The sequence below is a fragment of the Jannaschia formosa genome (assembly GCF_003340555.1).
Lineage (GTDB): Bacteria > Pseudomonadota > Alphaproteobacteria > Rhodobacterales > Rhodobacteraceae > Jannaschia > Jannaschia formosa.
The window spans coordinates 292,518-310,671 of the sequence record NZ_QPLJ01000001.1 but is presented as its reverse complement, the minus strand read 5'-3'; the positions used below and the strand labels follow the sequence as shown (position 1 = coordinate 310,671).

Genomic DNA, 18,154 nt, shown 5'->3' with positions numbered 1-18,154 from the left:
GTGGGTGGCGTTGCGCCGCGACCCGGCGCGCGGCATCAGAAGCCATGCTGATCCGTACCCACCAGAAGGGCGATGCGCCCTCGACCGCGACCTATAGCGACGACGAGGTCTTCCGCTACGACCTGACTCGCGTCTGGGACCCGGCGGGCAGGCGCGTGGCCTTCGCCATGCTCAATCCCTCGACCGCGACCGAGATCGCCAACGATCCCACCGTAGAGCGCTGCGAGCGCCGCGCCCGCGCGCTGGGCTACGGCGCCTTCCGCGTCGTCAACATCTTCGCCTACCGCGCCACCGACCCGCGCGACATGCGCGCCCATCCCGACCCGGTCGGGGGGGCGGCGAACAACGCGGCCATCCGCGAGGCTGCGCTCTGGGCGGAGGCGACGGTCTGCGCCTGGGGCACCCATGGCGCGCATCTCGGACGCGGCCCGGAGGTGGAGCAGCTGCTGCGCGCCACCGGTCGGCCCCTGTTCCACCTGGGCCTCTCGAAGGCGGGGCATCCGAAGCACCCGCTCTATATCGGTTACGGGGTGCGCCCCGTGCGGTGGGACGCGCCGGTCTGAGCGCGGGGAAGTGGGGACTGCGCCCCGTCGTCTGCGGCGCCTCCCCCCGAAGTATTCGGGGCCACGGGACGGGGGCAGCCCGCCTCCCGGTCGTCCCGTCGGATCAGCAGGATGTCCGACAGGACGACGCGCGTCCCCGGCGCGAAGCGGGCCACTTCGTCGCTGCCGAGGCGCAGTTCGGTCCGGTCGGCGGAGTGGACGAGGGCGACCGGCGGCGCAGGACCCGGGCCGCAGGTGAGCTCGATCGCGTCGCGGTCCGGGTCGAACTCCGCGATCCAGGGGGGCGGAGGCGGTGCGTCGCAGGCGACCATGTCCGAGCCCCAGGCGCCCGCGCTGGGGGCGCGAAAGAGGGGCTGCGGCAGAGCGAATCCGGGGCGGGGCGTGCCGCCTTGTCGGGGGCGCGTGTTGAGGAAGGGCGAAGACGCCGCGCATGGGGGCTTTCCAATGCGCCGGGGGGGGTGTATGCGGCGCGCTCACTCCATGGGCCCGAACTGGACGACATCCCGGGCGGCGCCATCACTCGAACCTCAGGAGACCCCGATGTCGATCACCGTCGAAGAGAAGAACCGCCTCATCAAGGAATTCGCGACCAAGGAGGGCGACACCGGCTCGCCCGAGGTCCAGGTCGCCATCCTGACCTCGCGGATCGCCACGCTGACCGAGCACTTCAAGACCCACAAGAAGGACAACCACTCGCGCCGTGGCCTTCTGATGATGGTCGCGCAGCGCCGCAAGCTGCTGGACTACACCCGCGCGCAGGACGAGGCCCGCTATCAGGACCTCATCAAGCGGCTGGGCATCCGCCGCTGAGCTTCGGCTCTTCGCGATCTTCGACGCCCCCCTCGTGGGGGCGTCTTGCGTTCAGGGGGTCGACGTCATGACTGGCGAATGGACCATGCACGATCTCGACCGGTTCCGCCCGAGACAGCATCGCGAACCGACAGCCCTGTCGCTCTGGCCATAGATGTTCGCGGCCAACACCACCGTGCCTAGCCATTGGTCGGGGGCGGGCCGGTGATGACCTTCGACAACATGTGCGCTGGAAACCTCGAGGGAGCGGCCAGGTTGCTCGAGGCGGCCGGGTTCACCGAATTCGTCCGCGATTTGCCACGATGCAGCGTCTTCATCGCCACGCTGGACGGCTCCGATGCAGTTGCGGCCACGGCTGCGGCGCAGGCGACCGAACCTCTGCTCGTCGAAAAAGCCGCGTATTGCCTCGGCGACCCGCGATATCGCCCGCGTCTGTCACTGGACCAGTTCCATGCGAGGCTGCCCGCGGTTCCCGGAGCCACGTGACGGGAACTGCCTTGACGGGCAGGCCGCGGGCAGCCCTTCCCATCCTATCCAAAACCTCCTACATGCCGGAATATCTGAGACGTGACGCAGAAGACCCCGGCGTCGTGCGAAGGAACAGGGGTCGGCGGCAATGGGGCCGCCATATGCCAGGGGACCCGGAAGGCCGGGTGCGCCCCAGACAGGATGAACATGTTCGACATCGTGAAGAAAGAGATGGAGTGGGGGCACGACACCCTCACCCTGGAAACCGGCAAGATCGCGCGTCAGGCCGATGGCTGCGTCATCGCCACCTATGGCGAGACCTCCGTCATGGCCGCCGTGACCTATGCCAAGGAACCCAAGCCCGGACAGGACTTCTTCCCCCTGACCGTGCACTACAACGAGAAATACTACGCCGCGGGCAAGATCCCCGGCGGCTTCTTCAAGCGGGAGGCCCGGCCGACCGAGAAGGAGACGCTGACCTCGCGCCTGATCGACCGGCCGATCCGGCCGCTCTTCGTCGAGGGCTTCAAGAACGAGGTGCTGGTGATCTGCACGGTCCTCAGCCACGACCTCGAGAACGATCCCGACATCGTCGCGATGATCGCCGCCTCGGCCGCGCTGACGATCTCGGGCGCGCCCTTCATGGGTCCGATCGCCGGCGCCCGCGTGGGCTTCGTGGATGGCGAGTACATCCTGAACCCCTCGGTCGACGACATGCAGACCCTGCGCACCGATCCCGAGCAGCGGCTCGACCTCGTCGTCGCGGGCACCAAGGACGCCGTGATGATGGTCGAGTCGGAGGCCTACGAGCTTTCCGAGGCCGAGATGCTGGGCGCAGTGAAGTTCGGCCATGAGCAGATGCAGCCGGTCATCGACCTGATCGTGAGCCTCGCCGAGGACGCCGCGAAGGAGCCGATGGACTTCCAGGCGCCGGACTACAGCGCCATCCTCGCCCGCGTCACCGAACTGGGCGAGAGCCGCATGCGCGACGCCTATGCCATCACCGACAAGCAGGAGCGGGTGAACGCCGTCTCCGCGGCGAAGGCGGCGATCAAGGCCGAGCTGTCGGAGGAGGAGCTTGCCGACGAGAACCTCGGCACCGCGCTCAAGAAGCTGGAATCGAAGGTGCTGCGCGGCGATGTCGTCAAGAACGGCAAGCGCATCGACGGCCGCTCGCTCGACACGGTTCGCCCGATCGTCTGCGAGACGGGTCTTCTGCCCCGCACCCACGGCTCGGCGCTGTTCACGCGTGGCGAGACGCAGGGCCTCGTCGTGACCACGCTGGGCACCGGCGACGACGAGCAGTTCATCGACGCGCTGCACGGCAACTTCAAGGCGAACTTCCTGCTGCACTACAACTTCCCGCCCTACTCGGTCGGCGAGGTGGGCCGCTTCGGACCTCCGGGCCGGCGCGAGATCGGCCATGGCAAGCTCGCCTGGCGCGCGCTGCAGGCGGTGCTGCCCTCGGCCACCGACTTCCCCTACACGATCCGCCTCGTCTCGGAGATCACGGAGTCGAACGGCTCCTCCTCGATGGCGACCGTCTGCGGCGGCTCGCTGTCGATGATGGACGCGGGCGTGCCGCTGAAGGCCCCCGTGGCCGGCGTGGCCATGGGCCTCGTGCTGGAGGAGGATGGCTCCTATGCGGTGCTGACCGACATCCTGGGCGACGAGGACCATCTCGGCGACATGGACTTCAAGGTCGCGGGCACCGAGACCGGGATCACCTCGCTGCAGATGGACATCAAGGTCGCGGGCATCACGCCCGAGATCATGGAGAAGGCGCTGGCGCAGGCCAGGGACGGCCGCGTCCACATCCTGGGCGAGATGGCCAAGGCCCTGTCCTCGGCCAATGCCTTCAGCGAGCACGCGCCCCGCATCGAGACGATGCAGATCCCGACCGACAAGATCCGCGAAGTGATCGGCTCGGGCGGCAAGGTCATCCGCGAGATCGTCGAGCTGTCGGGCGCCAAGGTCGACATCAACGACGACGGGATCATCAAGATCGCCTCGGCCAACGGCGAGGCCATCCAGAAGGCCTACGACATGATCTACTCGATCGTGGCGGAGCCCGAGGAGGGCAAGGTCTACAAGGGCAAGGTCGTGAAGATCGTCGATTTCGGCGCCTTCGTGAACTTCTTCGGCAAGCGCGACGGGCTGGTGCATGTCAGCCAGATCGAGAACCGCCGCCTGAACCATCCGTCGGACGTGCTGAAGGAAGGGCAGGAGGTCTGGGTCAAGCTGCTGGGCTTCGACGATCGCGGCAAGGTGCGGCTGGCCATGAAGATGGTCGACCAGGAGACCGGCGAGGAGAAGACGGAGAAGGAAGAGGTCGAGTAAGACCGCCCCCTTCCCCGACGGACACGAAAGGCCCCGGCGATGCGCCGGGGCCTTTTTCGTTCGACATGACCGTTTCCGCCGAAGGCACAGGCGGGCGCGCCGGCACCCGGCTGTTTCCTCACGCGCAGGTCCGGCCGCCGTGGTGCGATCCGGGCAATGGACCGTTTCCGCGCGCGGCGGACCCGAAGGGTCGTTCAGGGGTTCCTCTTAAGGAGTTCGAAACGTATCCGAACCAAAAAGTGGTCATGTCTGTACGAGTTGAAATCGCGGCCCTGTCGGCCGCCCTGTGCTTCCTCCTGCTCACGCTCGGGGTCGCAACCGTCAAACTCTCATCCCTCCCGGGGTGGGATATTCATGCCGCGAGCCACGGCCTCCCGGGCCAGGAAGCGGTCGAGATAGGTCTGTAGCGCCGGGTGATCGTCCCAGCCGACGATCTCCTTGGCGCCATAGAAGTTGAGCGCGTTGAGCCAGGGTGCGATGGCGATGTCGGCGGCGGAAAAGTCGCCCGCGATCCAGTCGCGCTGCGCAAGCTCTCCGGACAGGACGCCCAGCAGGCGCTTCGCCTCGGCGACGTAGCGGTCGCGCGGGCGCTTGTCCTCCCATTCCGACCCGGCGAACTTCACGAAGAAGCCGAGCTGTCCCAGCATCGGGCCGAGGCCCCCCATCTGCCACATCAGCCACTGCGTCACCCGCGCCTTGTCGGCGGCGGTCTCTCCCAGCAGCTTGCCGGTCTTCTCGCCGAGATAGAGCAGGATCGCCCCGCTCTCGAACAGGCCGAGCGGCTGGCCGTCCGGCCCGTCCGGGTCGACGATGGCCGGGATCTTGTTGTTGGGGTTCAGCGACAGGAACTCGGGCGACTTCACGTCCGCGTCCGACAGCGTCACGCGATGCGCCTCGTAGGGCAGGCCGGTCTCCTCCAGCATGATCGCGACCTTGACCCCGTTGGGGGTCGGGAAGCTGAAGAGCTGGAGGACGGACGGGTCCTTCGGCGTCCATTTCTGGGTGATCGGGAAGGCGCTGAGATCGGCCATTATGCGGCTCCGGCTTTGGATTGACGCGAAGAAGCTTAGTGGGCGTCGTCAAAAACGAAACGGTCGACAAGCGTGCGACTTCTGCGGAACCTCTGTGCAAACCTGCGCCCGGATTCGCGCGCGGCCAGAGACGGGGAAGACATGATAAACGAATTCAAGGATTTCATCGCGAAGGGCAACGTGATGGACCTCGCGGTGGGGATCATCATCGGCGCGGCGTTCACGGCCATCGTGAACTCGCTCGTCGGCGATCTCATCAACCCGGTGATCGGCCTGATCCTCGGCGGGATCGACTTCACGTCGATGTATGTCGTCATGGCAGGCGACGTGCCTCCGGGCGTCGGGCTCGCGGCGGCGCGCGAATCCGGGGCTGCAATCTTCGCCTACGGCGCTTTCATCACCGCCGTGATCGAGTTCTTCATCATCGCCTGGGTGGTCTTTCTGCTGGTCAAGGCCGTCAACCGCGTGAAGGCCACGGCCGAAAAGCCCGACGACGTCGCCCCCGAGGTGCATACCGGCCCGTCTCAGGTCGACGTCCTGATCGAGATCCGCGATCAGTTGCGGGGCAGGGGCGACACCGCGCCGCCCCCGGCCCAGTGACGGATCACGCCGCGTCGAGCGCCTTCATCGGATCGACCGACGCGATCCCCAGCGCCTCGCCCACGGCCGAGTAGGTCAGCTTGCCGGCGTGGACGTTCAGCCCCGCGCGCAGATGCGGGTCGGCGAGGCAGGCCGCGCGCCAGCCCTGATCGGCGAGCGCCAGCATGAAGGGCAGCGTCGCGTTGCCGAGCGCGATGGTCGAGGTGCGCGCGACGGCGCCCGGCATGTTGGCCACGCAGTAGTGCATGATGCCGTCGACCTCGTAGATCGGGTCCTCGTGGGTCGTGGCGTGCGAGGTCTCGAAGCAGCCGCCCTGGTCGATGGCGACATCGACGATCGCCGCGCCGGTTTTCATCTCGGACAGCTGCGCCCGGCTGACCAGCTTCGGCGCGGCGGCCCCGGGGATCAGAACTGCGCCGATCACCATGTCGGCGCGCCGGACCATCTCGGCGGTGTTGCCGGCGCTGGCATAGCGCGTCTGGAAGACCGAGCCGAAGACGTCGTCGAGATAGCGCAGCCGCGGCAGCGAGCGGTCGAGCACCGTCACCTGCGCGCCCATGCCCGCGGCGACCCGCGCGGCATGGGTGCCGACGACGCCCCCGCCGATCACGACGACCTCGGCCGGGCCCACGCCCGGCACGCCACCCATCAGCACGCCGCGCCCGCCATTGGCCTTCTGCAGGGTCCATGCCCCGACCTGTGGCGCGAGCTTGCCCGCCACCTCGGACATCGGCGCCAGCAGCGGCAGGCCGCCATTGCGGTCGGTCACGGTCTCGTAGGCGATGCAGGTCGCGCCGGAGGCGAGCAGGTCCTTCGTCTGCTCCGGATCGGGGGCGAGGTGCAGGTAGGTGAAGAGAAGCTGGCCCTCGCGCAGCATCGCGCGTTCGGGCGCCTGGGGCTCCTTCACCTTCACGATCATGTCGGCCTCGGCGAAGACCTCCTCGGCACTGTCGGCGATGCGGGCGCCGACGGCCTCGTATTCGCTGTCCTCGAAGCCCGCGCCGATGCCGGCGCCGCGCTGCATGACGACCTGGTGGCCGTGGGCGACGGCCTCCTGCGCGGCGGCGGGCGTGACGCCGACGCGGAATTCCTGCGGCTTGATTTCCTTCGGGCACCCGATGAGCATGGCGCGATCTCCCTGTTTGCATTTGGCGCCTTCATAGGGGTGACGGCGTCGAAAGGTTTCGCCAATATGGGCGCCAAGAGGCCGGGTGGTGCGGTACCTGTGCGTGCGGCGGCCGATAAGCGGGAAGATTTCGCGTGGACCATGAGATCGACGAGATGGACGCGCGCCTGCTGCGCCTCGTGCAGCGGGACGCGAGTCTTTCCGCCGCCGAGCTGGCCGAGAAGGTGCATCTCTCCCCCTCGGCTTGCCATCGCAGGCTGCAACGGATGCGCCAAATCGGGATCGTGCAAGGGCACGTCGCGCTTCTGGATGCGCGCCGGGTCGGACGGCCGACGACGGTTTTTGTCGAGATCAGCCTCTCGACCCAGGCCGACGAGGTGCTCGACGCCTTCGAGGCGGCGGTGGCCCGCATCCCCGACGTGATGGAATGCCACCTGATGACCGGCGCCTACGACTACCTTCTGAAGGTCGTCGCCCGCGACAGCGAGGATTTCGCGACGATCCATCGCCGGCATCTCGCCCGCCTGCCGGGCGTGGCGAAGCTGCAATCGTCCTTCGCACTCAAGACCGTGTTCAAGACGACGGCGCTGCCGGTCTGAGCCGGAAGACTGCGGGTCGACCCGCGGTCCCTCGCCGCTCGACCGGCGACGCGGCGGCCCTCAGCCCAGAGCCCAGGACATCGCCGCCAGCGTCAGCCCCCCGGCCAGCACCGCCTGGATCACGTCCTTGCGCCAGTATCCCACGCCCAGCGCCGCCGCGGCAGCCAGCAGCCGCGCGGGATCGACTTCGCCGCCCGTGGCCGCGGGCCAGACGACCAGCGGCGCGACGAGGCCCGGCAGGACCGCGACGCCGGTATAGCGCAGGTGGCGCAACAGCCAGGGCGGCATCGGCCGGTCGCCGACGAGCCCCAGGAAGGCGAAGCGCGCGGCATAGGTGCCGATCCCCAGCGCGACGATGATCCCCCAGACGGTCGCGTCGCTCATGTCCGCCGCTCCACCTCGGCGCCGACCGCCATGGCGAGCAGCGCAGCCAGAATCAGGCCGAGGTTCCACGGCATCCAGGCCAGCAGCAGCGCCCCGGCCACCGAGACGAAGGCCGCCGCGACATGAGCCCGCGTCCGGAGCATCGGCCCGACCAGCGCGAGGAAGGCGAGCGGCACCGCGAAGTCGAGCGACAGCCCCTCCGGTACCCGCGCGCCCAACACGGCCCCGGCCCAGGTCGCGCCGACCCAGCCCGGAAAGACCGGCAGCGCCACGCCGATCAGGTAGCCGACCTTGTCGGACACGCTCCAGGCCGTCTCCGTGTCGTAGGCCGATTGTGCGAGCGCATAGACCTGGTCGACCAGCAGGTAGGCGATCACCGCCCTCTGCCAGGCGGGCGCGGGTCCCAGATGAGGGGCGAGCGCCGCCGAATACATCGCCATCCGCAGGTTCACCGCCAGGGCCGACAGCACGACGATGGCCGCCGGCGTGCCGTCGACCATCAGCTGGATGGCGGCGAATTGCGATGCGCCCGCGATCACGATGCTCGAGAAGGCCAGGATCTGGGTCAGGGACAGTCCCGCCTCGGTCGCGGCCACGCCGAACAGCGCGCCGAACGGGACGATGATGACGAGGAAGGGCAGGCCCTGAACCGCGCCGCGCCCGAACGGGGATCTCGTCATCGTCTTGCATCCCCCAGCCGCACCGGACAGGCTGGCTCTATCGTCGCCCTCCGCAGGTCACAAGTGTCGCTCCTGATCCCGCCTTCCCTGCTGGTCCGCCCCGACCCGACCGATCCCCGGCTGACGCGGGCCGTCACCGGGCGCGACCAGGATGGCGCGCCGGTCCAGTTGCGCGTGGTGGAGGAACGGCCCCTGGCCATCTACCTCAACTCGCGCGAGATCCTGACCGCGATGACCGTCGGCGCCCATCCCGAATGGCTGGCGCTGGGCTTCCTTGCCAACCAGGGGATGCTGGCCGGGGCCGAGGTCACGGGCGTCGAGCACGACGAGGAGGCCGAGGCCGTCGTCGTCCGGACCGCCGCCCCGACCGACCATGAGGCCAAGCTCGCCCGCGCGACGCGGACCTCGGGCTGCGCCGTGGGCACGGTCTTCGGCGACATGATGGAGGGGCTCGACGGCCTGACCCTGCCCGCGACCCCTCTGCTTGTCTCGGACCTGCGCGCCCTCTCGGCGGCGATCGCCCGCACCCCGTCGCTCTACCTGGAGGCGGGGGCGATCCATGGCTGCTGCCTCTGCCGCGGTCCCGACCCGCTGGCCTATTTCGAGGATGTCGGCCGCCACAACGCCATCGATACGCTGGCGGGCTGGATGCGGGTGACAGGGACGGGGGCGGCGGACAAGACGCTCTATACCACCGGACGGCTCACCTCGGAGATGGTCATCAAATGCGCGCTGATGGGCATTCCGTCGCTCGTCTCCCGCTCCGGCTTCACCGCCTGGGGGGTGGAAATCGCGCGCCGCGTGGGCCTCACGGTGATCGGCCGCATGAAGGGCGCGCGCTTTGTCTGCCTGTCGGGCGAGGACCGCGTGGTCTGGGACGCATGACCTCCGGCGTGATCCTCGCGGGCGGGCGGGCGACCCGGATGGGGGGCGGCGACAAGGGGCGGCTGACGGTCGCGGGACGGCCGCTGATCGCGCATGTGACCGCGCGGCTGGGGCCGCAGGTGGCGGGGATGGCGCTGAACGCCAACGGGGACCCGACGCGCTGGGCCGATCTCGGCCTGCCCGTCCTGGCCGACGCGACCGACGACCGCCCGGGGCCGCTCGCGGGCGTGCTCGCCGGGCTCGACTGGGCGGCGGGGCAGGGGGCCGAGGCCATCGTGACGGCGGCCGCCGACACGCCCTTCCTGCCTCCGGACCTCGTCATGCGGCTTCGGGAGGCGGCGGGGCCGAGCGGCCTCGTCCTCGCCGCCACGCGCGAGGAGGGGCGCGTCTGGCCGCAGCCGACCTTCGGCCTCTGGCCAGTCGCGTTGCGCGACGACCTGCGCGCGGCGCTGGCGGGTGGTACGCGCAAGGTCCTGCACTGGACCGACCGGCACGAGGCGCGGCTCGCCGTCTGGGACGACCCGGCGCCCTTCTTCAACGTCAACACGCCCGAGGATCTGGCCGTGGCCCAGGCGCTGGCATGCGCCTGATCGGCATCGTCGGCCGCAAGAACGGCGGCAAGACCACCCTGACCGAGCGGCTGGTCGCGCATTTCGTGGCGCAAGGCCTCACCGTCTCGACGCTCAAGCGCAGTCACCACGCGCTCGACCTCGACACGCCCGGAACCGACAGCCACCGCCACCGGATGGCGGGGGCGCGGCAGGTCGTGCTGGCCTCGGACGCCCGGCTCCACATGTTCGAGGAACTGCCCGCGCCGATGCCGCTGGAGGCGCTGGTCGCCCGGCTCGCCCCCTGCGACATCGTGCTGGCGGAAGGCTGGAAGTCCGGCACCCACTTCCGCATCGAGGCCTGGCGGGCCGCCAGCGGGGCCCCGCCGCTGATCGAGGCGGACCCGACCATCGCGGCGCTGGCCGCCGACATCGCCCACCCGAGGGCCCGCTTCGCGCTCGACGACATCGCCGGCATCGCGGAGTTCGCATGTTCGAGCTGATCCTCGCGGCCGACTGGTCCGCCGCCGCCTCGCCCACCGGGCCGCGCCCGAAGAAGGATGCGATCTGGGTCTGCGCCGACCTGCATGGCGCGCAGGAGACGCGCTACTTCCCGACCCGTGCCGGGGCGCTCGGGTGGATCGACGGTTGGCTGGCGAAGGGCCATCGCACCCTGCTCGGCTTCGACTTCGCCTTCGGCTATCCGCCGGGCTTCGCGCGTGCGCTCACCGGGCAGGACGATGCGCTGGCCGTCTGGGACCGGCTCGCCGCGCATCTGACCGACGGGCCGGACAACGCCAACGACCGCTACGAGGTCGCGCAGGCCATCAACCGTCGCTTCCCGGGCACCGGCCCTTTCTGGGGTCGGCCCGCCCATCTGGACCTGCCCGACCTGCCCACGACCGACCGGGCGCGGGAGGGCCATGGCCTGCCCGAGCGCCGCGCGATCGAGACCGTCGTTCCCGGCGCCAAGCCGGTCTGGCAGCTTGCCTATGCGGGCGCCGTCGGCTCCCAGTCCCTGGTTGGCCTCGCCGCGCTGGCGGGGCTGCGCGCGCGCTGGGGGACCGAGCTGCAGGTCTGGCCGCAGCAGACGGGCTGGCAGGTGCCGACCGCCCGGATCGCGCTGGTGGAGATCTATCCGAGCCTCTGGCCCCCCGCCCAGGCGCCGATCCGCGACCAGGGGCAGGTGATCGCCACCGCCGCCGCCCTGCGCGCCGCCGAGGCCGCCTGGTTCACCGGCCCCGCCGCCCAGCCAGATGCCGACCGCATCGCGCGGGAGGAGGGCTGGATCCTCGGCACCCGCCTCGCCGCCGAGGCCCAGGCCCTGCCGCCCGGCGTGGACTGGACCCCGATGGCGGAGGCGCTGGAGACGCTGCGCAAGGCCCACCCTTGCCGAGTAGGGAAGGAGGAGGTGCCGCTCGGCGCTGCCGCCGGTCGCTTCGCCGCGCAGGACATCTCCGCCCGCCGCGCCAGCCCCCCGCGCGCCAATGCCGCCGTGGACGGCTGGGGCTTCGCCCATGCGACGCTCGCCCCGGGCCCGATCCCCGTGGCCGAGGGCCGTGCCGCCGCCGCCACGACCCGGGCGGCCGCCGTGCCGCCGGGCCACGCGATCCGCATCCTGACCGGTGCGGCCCTGCCGCCCGGCGTCGACACCGTCGCCCTGCAGGAGGAGGCGGAGCTGCGGGACGGCGTCCTCCATCTGCGCGCGCTGCCGAAGCCCGGCGCGAATGCCCGCGCCGCGGGCGAGGACGTGCAGGCTGGTGCCCCGATCCTCCCTGCGGGCCGCCGCCTCACCCCCGGTGATCTGGCGCTGGCCGCCTCGTCCGGGCACGGGACGCTGCCGGTCCGCGCGCCGCTCCGCGTCGGCGTGCTGTCGACGGGGGACGAGCTGATCGAGCCCGGGGCGCCGGGCGACGGCATCCACGACGCGAACCGCCCGATGCTGCTCGCCATGCTGGCGGGCTGGGGGCTGGAGCCCGTCGACCTGGGCCATGTCCCGGACGACCCGGGCGTCTTGCGCGATGCGCTCGACGCCGCCCCGGTCGAGGCGGTCCTGACCTCGGGCGGTGCGAGCGCGGGGGACGAGGACCACCTCTCGCGCCTTCTGTCGTCCGAGGGTCGCGTCCACCACTGGCGTATCGCGATCAAGCCGGGCCGCCCGCTGATGCTGGGCGACTGGCAGGGGAAGGCCCTGTTCGGCCTGCCCGGCAACCCGGTGGCGGCCTTCACCTGCGCCGCGCTCTTCGCGCGCCCGGCGCTCCTGCAGATGGCCGGCGCCGCCTGGTCGGAGCCCGAGCCGCTGTCGGTTCCCGCCGCATTCGCGAAGCGCAAGAAGGCGGGCCGGACCGAGATCCTGCGCGCCCGTTTGCGGGACGGCCGGGCGGAGGTCTTCGCCTCCGAAGGCTCCGGCCGCACCTCCGGCTTGTCCTGGGCCGAGGGCTTCGTCATCCTGCCGGAGCCCGCCGCGACCATTTCCGAAGGCGATCCCGTTCCCTACCTGTCCTTCACCGCGCTGGGCATCGGGTAACCCTTCGCCCCCTTCCTGTGGCCGAAAATACTCCGGGGGCTCCGGGGGCAGAGCCCCCGGAGGATCGGCCCGCGCAGCGGGTCGATCCTCAGCCCTTCGCGATCCCGTTCGCCTTCGCGACGTAGTCGACAAGGTGCGGAACGTAATCCTCGGGCCCGTCCCCCCCGGTATTCACCGCCAGCGCGAAGGAGTTGCGGATCGCGGCGCCCATCGGGTTCGCGACCCCCGCGCCCCCGGCCATGGACGAAAGATAAGTCATGTCCTTCAACGCGTTGGCGAGGGAGAACTTGTGCGCCTCGCGATTGCCCTCCACCGCGTAGCCCATGAAGGTCTGGTAGAAGCCGCAATCCATCCGGCTGCCGCGGATGACCTTGTCGAAGGTCGCCGTGCCCAGCCCCGTCTTCTCGGCCAGGGCCAGCGCCTCGGCATAGAGCGCGCCGTAGCCCAGCGAGAGGAAGTTGTTGAGCAGCTTCATCCGGTGCCCATCGGCTGGGCCGCCGACATGGGTGATGGACTTCGCCCAGGTGGCGATCACCGGCTCGACGCGGGCGAAGACCTCGGGCGTGGCGCCGACCATCGCAGCAAGCTCTCCGGCCTCGGCCTGCACCGGCGTGCCGCCGAGCGGGGCGTCGGCCCAGCCGATGCCCTTCGCATCGAGCTTCGCGGCCAGCGCCTCGGACGAGACGGGGTTCGCGGTCGAACAGTCGATGACCACGCCCCCCGACGCCATCTCGGCGGCGAGCACCTCGACGATCGCCTCGACCTGCGGCGAGCCCGGCGCGCAGATATGGACGATGTCCGAGGCGCGGGCGAGCGCGGCGAGATCCGCCGCCTCCTCGGCGCCCTTCGACACGAGATCCTCGACCGGCGCGCGGTTGCGATGCGCGATCACGGTCACGGGATGGCCCGCCCTCAGCAGGCAGCCCGCCATCCCGTGGCCCATCAGGCCCACGCCCACGAATCCTATTCTTTCCATCCCCGTCCTCCCAGACGTTCCGTCGCCTAGATCGAGCCCGCCTCGACCATGTAGTTGTTCGCCGTGCACATCATCGCGTCGTCCGAGGCGAGGAACAGGACCATCCGCGCGACATGGACCGGGTCGATCGGGTCGGGCAGGCACTGGTTCTGCAGATGCGCGGCCAGCGCCTCCTCCGTGACCCAGAGCTGTTTCTGCCGCTCGGTCATGATCCAGCCGGGGACGACCGTGTTCACCCGGATGCGGTGGCGGCCCAGGTCGCGGGCCATGGTGCGGGTCAGCCCGTGGACCGCGGCCTTGGCCGTGGCGTAGGCGGGGAAGTTGCCCACCGCCTCCCACCAGGAATTGGACCCCATGTTCACGATGCTGCCGCCGCCGTTGGCGATCATGTCGGGCGCAACGGCCTGAATGGCGAAGAATATGTGGCGCAGATTCACGGCCTGCCGCTCGTCCCAGTAGTCCGGCGTCACCTCGCGCCAGTCGTGGCGGTCGTCATGGGCGGCGTTGTTGACCAGCACGTCGGCGGGGCCGATCCGGTCGCGCAAGGCGTCGAAGCCGCCCCGCAGCGCCGCGATGTCGCGCAGGTCGCAGGTGACGTGATGCACGTCGTCGTACTGCCCGGCCAGTTCGGCCCCGCGGGCCGCGTCGATGTCGAGGAAACCGACCCGCGCACCCTGCGCGGCGAAGGCGCTCACGATCTCGGCGCCGATGCCGGAGGCGCCTCCGGTCAGCATGACGCTGCGGCCGCGCAGCGAAGGATAGGTGGCGAAGTCGGGCATGGCTCTCGTCGCGGCGCGCGCCGCGATCAGGCCTTCGGCCGGAGCCGGATGACGACGTCGACCTTCGCGATCTCCATCCCCTCGGGCGCGGGGGGCAGGTTTGCGATCTCCAGCGCCTCGGCGCCGGCATCGGTCAGGCGGGCGTCCTCCTCCCAGTAGAAATGGGGGTGGTCGTCGAGCCGCGTGTCGAAATAGGAGCCGGTGCCATCGACCGTGATCTCCTGCACCAGCCCGGCCTCGCTGAAGGCGCGCAGCGTGTTGTAGACCGTGGCCAGCGAGACCTTGTCTCCGGTGCGACGCACGGCGTCGTGCAGCCATTCCGCCGTGACGTGCCGGTCCCGCCCGTCACCGACCAGCAGGGAGGCGAGCGCGACGCGCTGCCGGGTGGGGCGCAGGTTCGCGCGGGCCAGCCAGGCCTCGCCGCGGGTGCGGGCGGTATCGGGACTCGGTTCCATCACCGGCAATATAGGGCGCCGTGTGGTGGCTTTTCAAACTCTTTCCGTCGGGAAAGCCCGGTCTTCGCTGTCTTCGGCCCGCGCGCGCGACGGGTTGCGGCGCTGCGTGGCGCTCGCTAGACCGGCGCGGACCAGCCGAGCGGGGAGCCCATGAGCCAGTATCCGACCAGTTTCGACCGCGACGCCCTGCTCGAATGCGCGCGCGGAGAGCTTTTCGGCCCCGGCAACGCGCAGCTTCCCGAACCGCCGATGCTGATGGTCGACCGGGTGACCGACATCTCGGGCGATGGCGGGGCGCATGGCAAGGGCCATGTCCTGGCCGAGTTCGACATCACCCCGGACCTCTGGTTCTTCGAATGCCACTTCCCCGGCAACCCGATCATGCCCGGCTGCCTCGGGCTTGACGGGCTGTGGCAGCTGACCGGCTTCAACCTCGGCTGGCGCGGCTGGAAGGGACGCGGCTATGCGCTGGGCGTGGGCGAGGTGAAGCTGACCGGCATGGTGCGGCCCGACCGCAAGATGCTGACCTACAAGATCGACTTCACCAAGGCCGTGCAGACCCGCCGCCTGACCATGGGCGTGGCCGACGGCATCGTCGAGGCCGACGGCGAGGTCATCTATCAGGTCAAGGACATGAAGGTCGCCCTGTCAGAGAGCTGACCACTTCCGGCCCGCCGCCCGGCGGTCGCTGATCTCGCGCCAGATCACGGCGGCCCCGATCACGGCAAGGACGGCATAGCCCGCCTCGGGCGCCTCGGGAAACAGCACCTGGTTGAGGCGGCGGCCGGGCAGCAGCGTCGCCGCCCCCGCTACCAGAAGACCGTAGCGGTAGAGCGACCGGAAGGTTGCGTGATGCGCCTCGATCCGCCCCGCCCTCGCCTCGCGAACCCCCGACCAGAGTGACCAGAGCACCCAGAGCGACAGCAGGTGCAGCGGGCCGAACGGCCCCACCAGCTCGAACCCGCGGATGCCGAAGGAGCTGAGCGCCACCACCGCCATTGCCCCGACCCAGACGCGGCCGAGCGCGCGGTGCAGCGCGTCGCGGCGTCGGCGCAGCAGGTTCGCCGCGCCAAGCAGCAGCGCGAGCGTTGCGGCGTCGGCGTGAATCTGGATGATCGGGCTGGCGGCGAGAAGGGGGGCAAGGGTCATCGTCGGGGCTCCTGTCGTCTGGATCGCCGCCACTGACGCGCAGGGCAGGGCCACGGGCAACGGAGGTTTCGCGAATGCACGGGACGGACACGTGAACGACGGCGCCCCGCAAGTCGCGCTTCGCGAATGGCGGCGGCACCTGCGCGCGCCGCGGACCTGGGGCGCCCTGGGGGCCGTCGCCGTCGCCCTGGCGATTCTGGGCCCGTTCGGCCTCAACGACCTGCTGACCCCGCCAGGGCGGTTCGCATACTGGCTGGCGATGACGGGCGGGACCTATGCGGCGGGGCTTCTGGCGAACCTGTGGCTGGAGCGGGCGCTGCCGAAGCGCCTCCCCGCCGCGCCGCGCTGGGTGCTGGGCGGGCTCGGCACCGGGCTCGCCGTGTTGCCGGTGGTCGCGGCGCTGAACCTTCTGACCTTCGGCTACTGGCCCGACCTCGCAGGCTGGGCGGTGCTGGTGCCGCAGGTCTTCGGGCTGGCCTTCGTGGTCAACACGGTGTTCGACCTGCTGACGCCCGCCCTGCCGGAGGCGGAGCCCGCGCGCCCGGCGCTGCTGGACCGGCTGCCGCCGCCGAAGCGGGGTCCGATCCTGTCGCTCTCGGCCCAGGACCACTATACCGAGGTCGCGACCGAGGCGGGGCGGGAGCTGGTCCTGATCCGCCTCGCCGATGCCACCCGGGAGGCGGCGCCGACCGAGGGGCTGAAGGTCCACCGCTCCCACTGGGTGGCGCACGCTGCCATCGCCTCGGCCCGCCGGGACGGGGACCGGGCGATCGTCACCCTTCGCTCCGGCGCCGAGATCCCCGTCAGCCGCGCGAATGTCGCCGCGCTGAGGCAGGCGGGCTACCTCTAGCACCCGCCCGGAGCGCATCTAACCGCTTGCCCCTCCGGGCCGCCCCGTCCTAGGTGCGCAGCTAAAGCAAAGGGAGGATCGGCCCATGCGTCGCGTCGTCGTCACCGGAATCGGAATCGTCTCGCCCATCGGAAATACCCCCGACGAGGTCGAGGCCTCGCTGCGGGCGGGCAGGTCCGGCATCACCGCCGCCCCGATCTATGCCGAGCACGGCTTCCGCAGCCAGGTCCACGGCGTGCCCGACATCGACGTGGCCGAGCATATCGACAAGCGCCAGCTGCGCTTCATGGGACCGGGCGCCGCCTACAACTACATCGCGATGGAGCGGGCGGTCGCGGATTCGGGGCTGGAGAAGGACGAGGTCTCCAACGAGCGGACGGGCCTCGTGATGGGCTCGGGCGGCCCGTCGACCTCCAACTTCTTCTCCGCCTTCGACACGGTCATCAACAAGGGCTCGCCCAAGAAGATGGGCCCGTTCATGGTGACGCGCTGCATGTCGTCGACCAACTCAGCCTGCCTGTCGACACCCTTCGGGATCAAGGGGATCAACTACTCGATCACCTCGGCCTGCACGACCTCGCTGCACTGCATGGGCAACGCGACCGAGCAGATCCAGTTCGGCAAGCAGGACATCGTCTTCGCCGGCGGCGGGGAGGAGGTCGACTGGACCCTCTCCTGCCTGTTCGACGCGATGGGGGCCATGTCCTCGAAGTACAACGACACGCCGGAGAAGGCGTCCCGCCCCTACGACGCGACCCGCGACGGCTTCGTCATCGCCGGTGGCGCCGGCGTGGTCGTGCTGGAGGAGCGGGAGCGCGCCATCGCCCGCGGCGCGAAGATCTACGGCGAGATCACCGGCTACGGCGCAACCTCGGACGGCGCCGACATGGTCTCCCCCTCGGGCGAGGGCGGCGAGCGGGCGATGCGGCTGGCGCTGAGCCAGCTGCCCGAGGGCCGCAGCATCGACTACATCAACGCTCACGGCACCTCGACGCCTGTGGGCGACGTCAAGGAAGTCGTGGCCTGCCGCAACATCTGGGGCGAAGGCAAGACGCCGCCCATCGCCTCGACCAAGTCGATGACCGGGCACAGCCTGGGCGCCACCGGCGTGCAGGAGGCGATCTATTCCATGCTGATGATGAACAAGGGCTTCATCGCGCCGACGATCAACGTCACCCAGCTCGACGAGGCGCTCGACCCGTCCGAGATCGTGACCGAGCTGCGCGACGGGGTGGAGATCGACTCGATCCTGTCGAACTCCTTCGGGTTCGGGGGCACGAACGGGACGGTCATCATTTCGAAGCATCGGGACTGACGCGCGGGGCCGTGACATCCTGTCCCGGCCCGTGGCAATTACCGGAGCGGATTTCACGAAGGCGAGGCC

At 70.2% G+C, this 18,154-nt stretch carries 22 protein-coding genes; 13 read left to right on the top strand and 9 right to left on the bottom strand.

The genetic code is table 11. From position 1 onward, the window contains the following. Window positions 1-44: 44 nt before the first annotated feature. Complete coding sequence (locus DR046_RS01590) at window positions 45-563, top strand: DUF1643 domain-containing protein (RefSeq protein WP_115379257.1); 519 nt, start codon at window positions 45-47, stop codon at window positions 561-563. Here the strand turns inward: DR046_RS01590 and DR046_RS01585 are convergent. Continuing rightward, a complete protein-coding gene (locus DR046_RS01585; RefSeq protein ID WP_115379255.1) occupies window positions 524-874 on the bottom strand; it encodes a hypothetical protein in 351 nt (116 codons plus the stop codon). The two genes, DR046_RS01590 and DR046_RS01585, sit on opposite strands and share 40 nt — an antisense overlap. Window positions 875-1,103: 229 nt before the next feature. On the opposite strand from DR046_RS01585, the gene rpsO reads away from it, so the two are divergent. The 3 genes from rpsO to pnp all read left to right on the top strand — a co-directional run bounded on the left by rpsO (window position 1,104) and on the right by pnp (window position 4,181). Further along, a complete protein-coding gene (gene rpsO / locus DR046_RS01580; protein WP_115379253.1) occupies window positions 1,104-1,373 on the top strand; it encodes a 30S ribosomal protein S15 in 270 nt (89 codons plus the stop codon). A gap of 207 nt (window positions 1,374-1,580) precedes the next feature. Further along, window positions 1,581-1,859, top strand: a complete 279-nt coding sequence (locus DR046_RS01575; RefSeq protein ID WP_115379251.1) for a hypothetical protein — start codon at window positions 1,581-1,583, stop codon at window positions 1,857-1,859. 189 nt (window positions 1,860-2,048) lie between these two features. Then, window positions 2,049-4,181: a polyribonucleotide nucleotidyltransferase gene (pnp, locus tag DR046_RS01570; RefSeq protein WP_115379724.1), complete on the top strand. Its 2,133-nt coding sequence runs from the start codon at window positions 2,049-2,051 to the stop codon at window positions 4,179-4,181. A 329-nt stretch (window positions 4,182-4,510) separates the two neighbouring features. Here the strand turns inward: pnp and DR046_RS01565 are convergent, their stop codons facing one another. Next, window positions 4,511-5,212: a glutathione S-transferase family protein gene (locus tag DR046_RS01565; protein WP_115379249.1), complete on the bottom strand. Its 702-nt coding sequence runs from the start codon at window positions 5,210-5,212 to the stop codon at window positions 4,511-4,513. A gap of 141 nt (window positions 5,213-5,353) precedes the next feature. Here DR046_RS01565 and mscL point away from each other — a divergent pair, with 141 nt between their 5' ends. Next, window positions 5,354-5,812 (top strand): large conductance mechanosensitive channel protein MscL, encoded by a 459-nt coding sequence (mscL, locus tag DR046_RS01560; RefSeq protein WP_115379247.1) that lies wholly within the window; start codon window positions 5,354-5,356, stop codon window positions 5,810-5,812. Window positions 5,813-5,816: 4 nt separating this feature from the next. Here mscL and ald read toward each other — a convergent pair whose 3' ends face one another. After that, complete coding sequence (gene ald / locus DR046_RS01555) at window positions 5,817-6,938, bottom strand: alanine dehydrogenase (protein WP_115379246.1); 1,122 nt, start codon at window positions 6,936-6,938, stop codon at window positions 5,817-5,819. 155 nt (window positions 6,939-7,093) lie between these two features. On the opposite strand from ald, the gene DR046_RS01550 reads away from it, so the two are divergent. Then, window positions 7,094-7,537, top strand: coding sequence for an Lrp/AsnC family transcriptional regulator (locus DR046_RS01550; protein WP_115379722.1), 444 nt, complete (start codon window positions 7,094-7,096; stop codon window positions 7,535-7,537). Window positions 7,538-7,597: 60 nt separating this feature from the next. On the opposite strand, the gene DR046_RS01545 is transcribed toward DR046_RS01550, so the two are convergent. Together DR046_RS01545 and DR046_RS01540 are read right to left on the bottom strand one after the other, a co-directional pair. Then, window positions 7,598-7,921 carry an AzlD domain-containing protein gene (locus DR046_RS01545; RefSeq protein WP_115379245.1) on the bottom strand — a complete coding sequence of 108 codons (324 nt, stop codon included), beginning with the start codon at window positions 7,919-7,921 and terminating at the stop codon, window positions 7,598-7,600. Then, window positions 7,918-8,601 carry an AzlC family ABC transporter permease gene (locus DR046_RS01540; protein WP_115379244.1) on the bottom strand — a complete coding sequence of 228 codons (684 nt, stop codon included), beginning with the start codon at window positions 8,599-8,601 and terminating at the stop codon, window positions 7,918-7,920. Before DR046_RS01540 ends, DR046_RS01545 begins: the two co-directional genes overlap by 4 nt. Window positions 8,602-8,664: 63 nt before the next feature. Between DR046_RS01540 and DR046_RS01535 the strand changes: the two genes are divergently transcribed. The 4 genes from DR046_RS01535 to DR046_RS01520 are packed head-to-tail and all read left to right on the top strand — an operon-like array spanning window position 8,665 to window position 12,561. Then, window positions 8,665-9,486 carry a formate dehydrogenase accessory sulfurtransferase FdhD gene (locus DR046_RS01535; RefSeq protein ID WP_115379243.1) on the top strand — a complete coding sequence of 274 codons (822 nt, stop codon included), beginning with the start codon at window positions 8,665-8,667 and terminating at the stop codon, window positions 9,484-9,486. Further along, window positions 9,483-10,076: a molybdenum cofactor guanylyltransferase MobA gene (gene mobA, locus DR046_RS01530; RefSeq protein ID WP_115379242.1), complete on the top strand. Its 594-nt coding sequence runs from the start codon at window positions 9,483-9,485 to the stop codon at window positions 10,074-10,076. Before DR046_RS01535 ends, mobA begins: the two co-directional genes overlap by 4 nt. Further along, window positions 10,067-10,537: a molybdopterin-guanine dinucleotide biosynthesis protein B gene (gene mobB, locus DR046_RS01525; protein ID WP_115379240.1), complete on the top strand. Its 471-nt coding sequence runs from the start codon at window positions 10,067-10,069 to the stop codon at window positions 10,535-10,537. The genes mobA and mobB overlap by 10 nt, the downstream gene beginning before the upstream one ends. After that, a complete protein-coding gene (locus tag DR046_RS01520) occupies window positions 10,525-12,561 on the top strand; it encodes a molybdopterin-binding protein (RefSeq protein ID WP_115379239.1) in 2,037 nt (678 codons plus the stop codon). Before mobB ends, DR046_RS01520 begins: the two co-directional genes overlap by 13 nt. An 88-nt stretch (window positions 12,562-12,649) precedes the next feature. Here DR046_RS01520 and DR046_RS01515 read toward each other — a convergent pair whose 3' ends face one another. The 3 genes from DR046_RS01515 to irrA are packed head-to-tail and all read right to left on the bottom strand — an operon-like array spanning window position 12,650 to window position 14,771. Next, the gene (locus DR046_RS01515) at window positions 12,650-13,537 is read right to left on the bottom strand and encodes an NAD(P)-dependent oxidoreductase (RefSeq protein ID WP_115379237.1); all 888 of its coding nucleotides are present in this window, start codon (window positions 13,535-13,537) and stop codon (window positions 12,650-12,652) included. A gap of 26 nt (window positions 13,538-13,563) precedes the next feature. Further along, window positions 13,564-14,316, bottom strand: a complete 753-nt coding sequence (locus DR046_RS01510) for an SDR family NAD(P)-dependent oxidoreductase (RefSeq protein ID WP_115379235.1) — start codon at window positions 14,314-14,316, stop codon at window positions 13,564-13,566. Window positions 14,317-14,342: 26 nt separating this feature from the next. Then, window positions 14,343-14,771 carry an iron response transcriptional regulator IrrA gene (irrA, locus tag DR046_RS01505; RefSeq protein WP_115379233.1) on the bottom strand — a complete coding sequence of 143 codons (429 nt, stop codon included), beginning with the start codon at window positions 14,769-14,771 and terminating at the stop codon, window positions 14,343-14,345. A 150-nt stretch (window positions 14,772-14,921) separates the two neighbouring features. Here irrA and fabA point away from each other — a divergent pair, with 150 nt between their 5' ends. Further along, window positions 14,922-15,431 carry a bifunctional 3-hydroxydecanoyl-ACP dehydratase/trans-2-decenoyl-ACP isomerase gene (fabA, locus tag DR046_RS01500; protein ID WP_115379231.1) on the top strand — a complete coding sequence of 170 codons (510 nt, stop codon included), beginning with the start codon at window positions 14,922-14,924 and terminating at the stop codon, window positions 15,429-15,431. Here the strand turns inward: fabA and DR046_RS01495 are convergent. Next, window positions 15,420-15,920, bottom strand: coding sequence for a DUF2306 domain-containing protein (locus tag DR046_RS01495; RefSeq protein ID WP_115379229.1), 501 nt, complete (start codon window positions 15,918-15,920; stop codon window positions 15,420-15,422). The two genes, fabA and DR046_RS01495, sit on opposite strands and share 12 nt — an antisense overlap. A 91-nt stretch (window positions 15,921-16,011) precedes the next feature. Here DR046_RS01495 and DR046_RS01490 point away from each other — a divergent pair, with 91 nt between their 5' ends. Together DR046_RS01490 and fabB are read left to right on the top strand one after the other, a co-directional pair. After that, window positions 16,012-16,770, top strand: coding sequence for a LytTR family DNA-binding domain-containing protein (locus tag DR046_RS01490; protein WP_167766835.1), 759 nt, complete (start codon window positions 16,012-16,014; stop codon window positions 16,768-16,770). Between the two features lie 85 nt (window positions 16,771-16,855). Beyond that, window positions 16,856-18,085: a beta-ketoacyl-ACP synthase I gene (gene fabB, locus DR046_RS01485; RefSeq protein WP_115379225.1), complete on the top strand. Its 1,230-nt coding sequence runs from the start codon at window positions 16,856-16,858 to the stop codon at window positions 18,083-18,085. Window positions 18,086-18,154 lie beyond the last annotated feature (69 nt).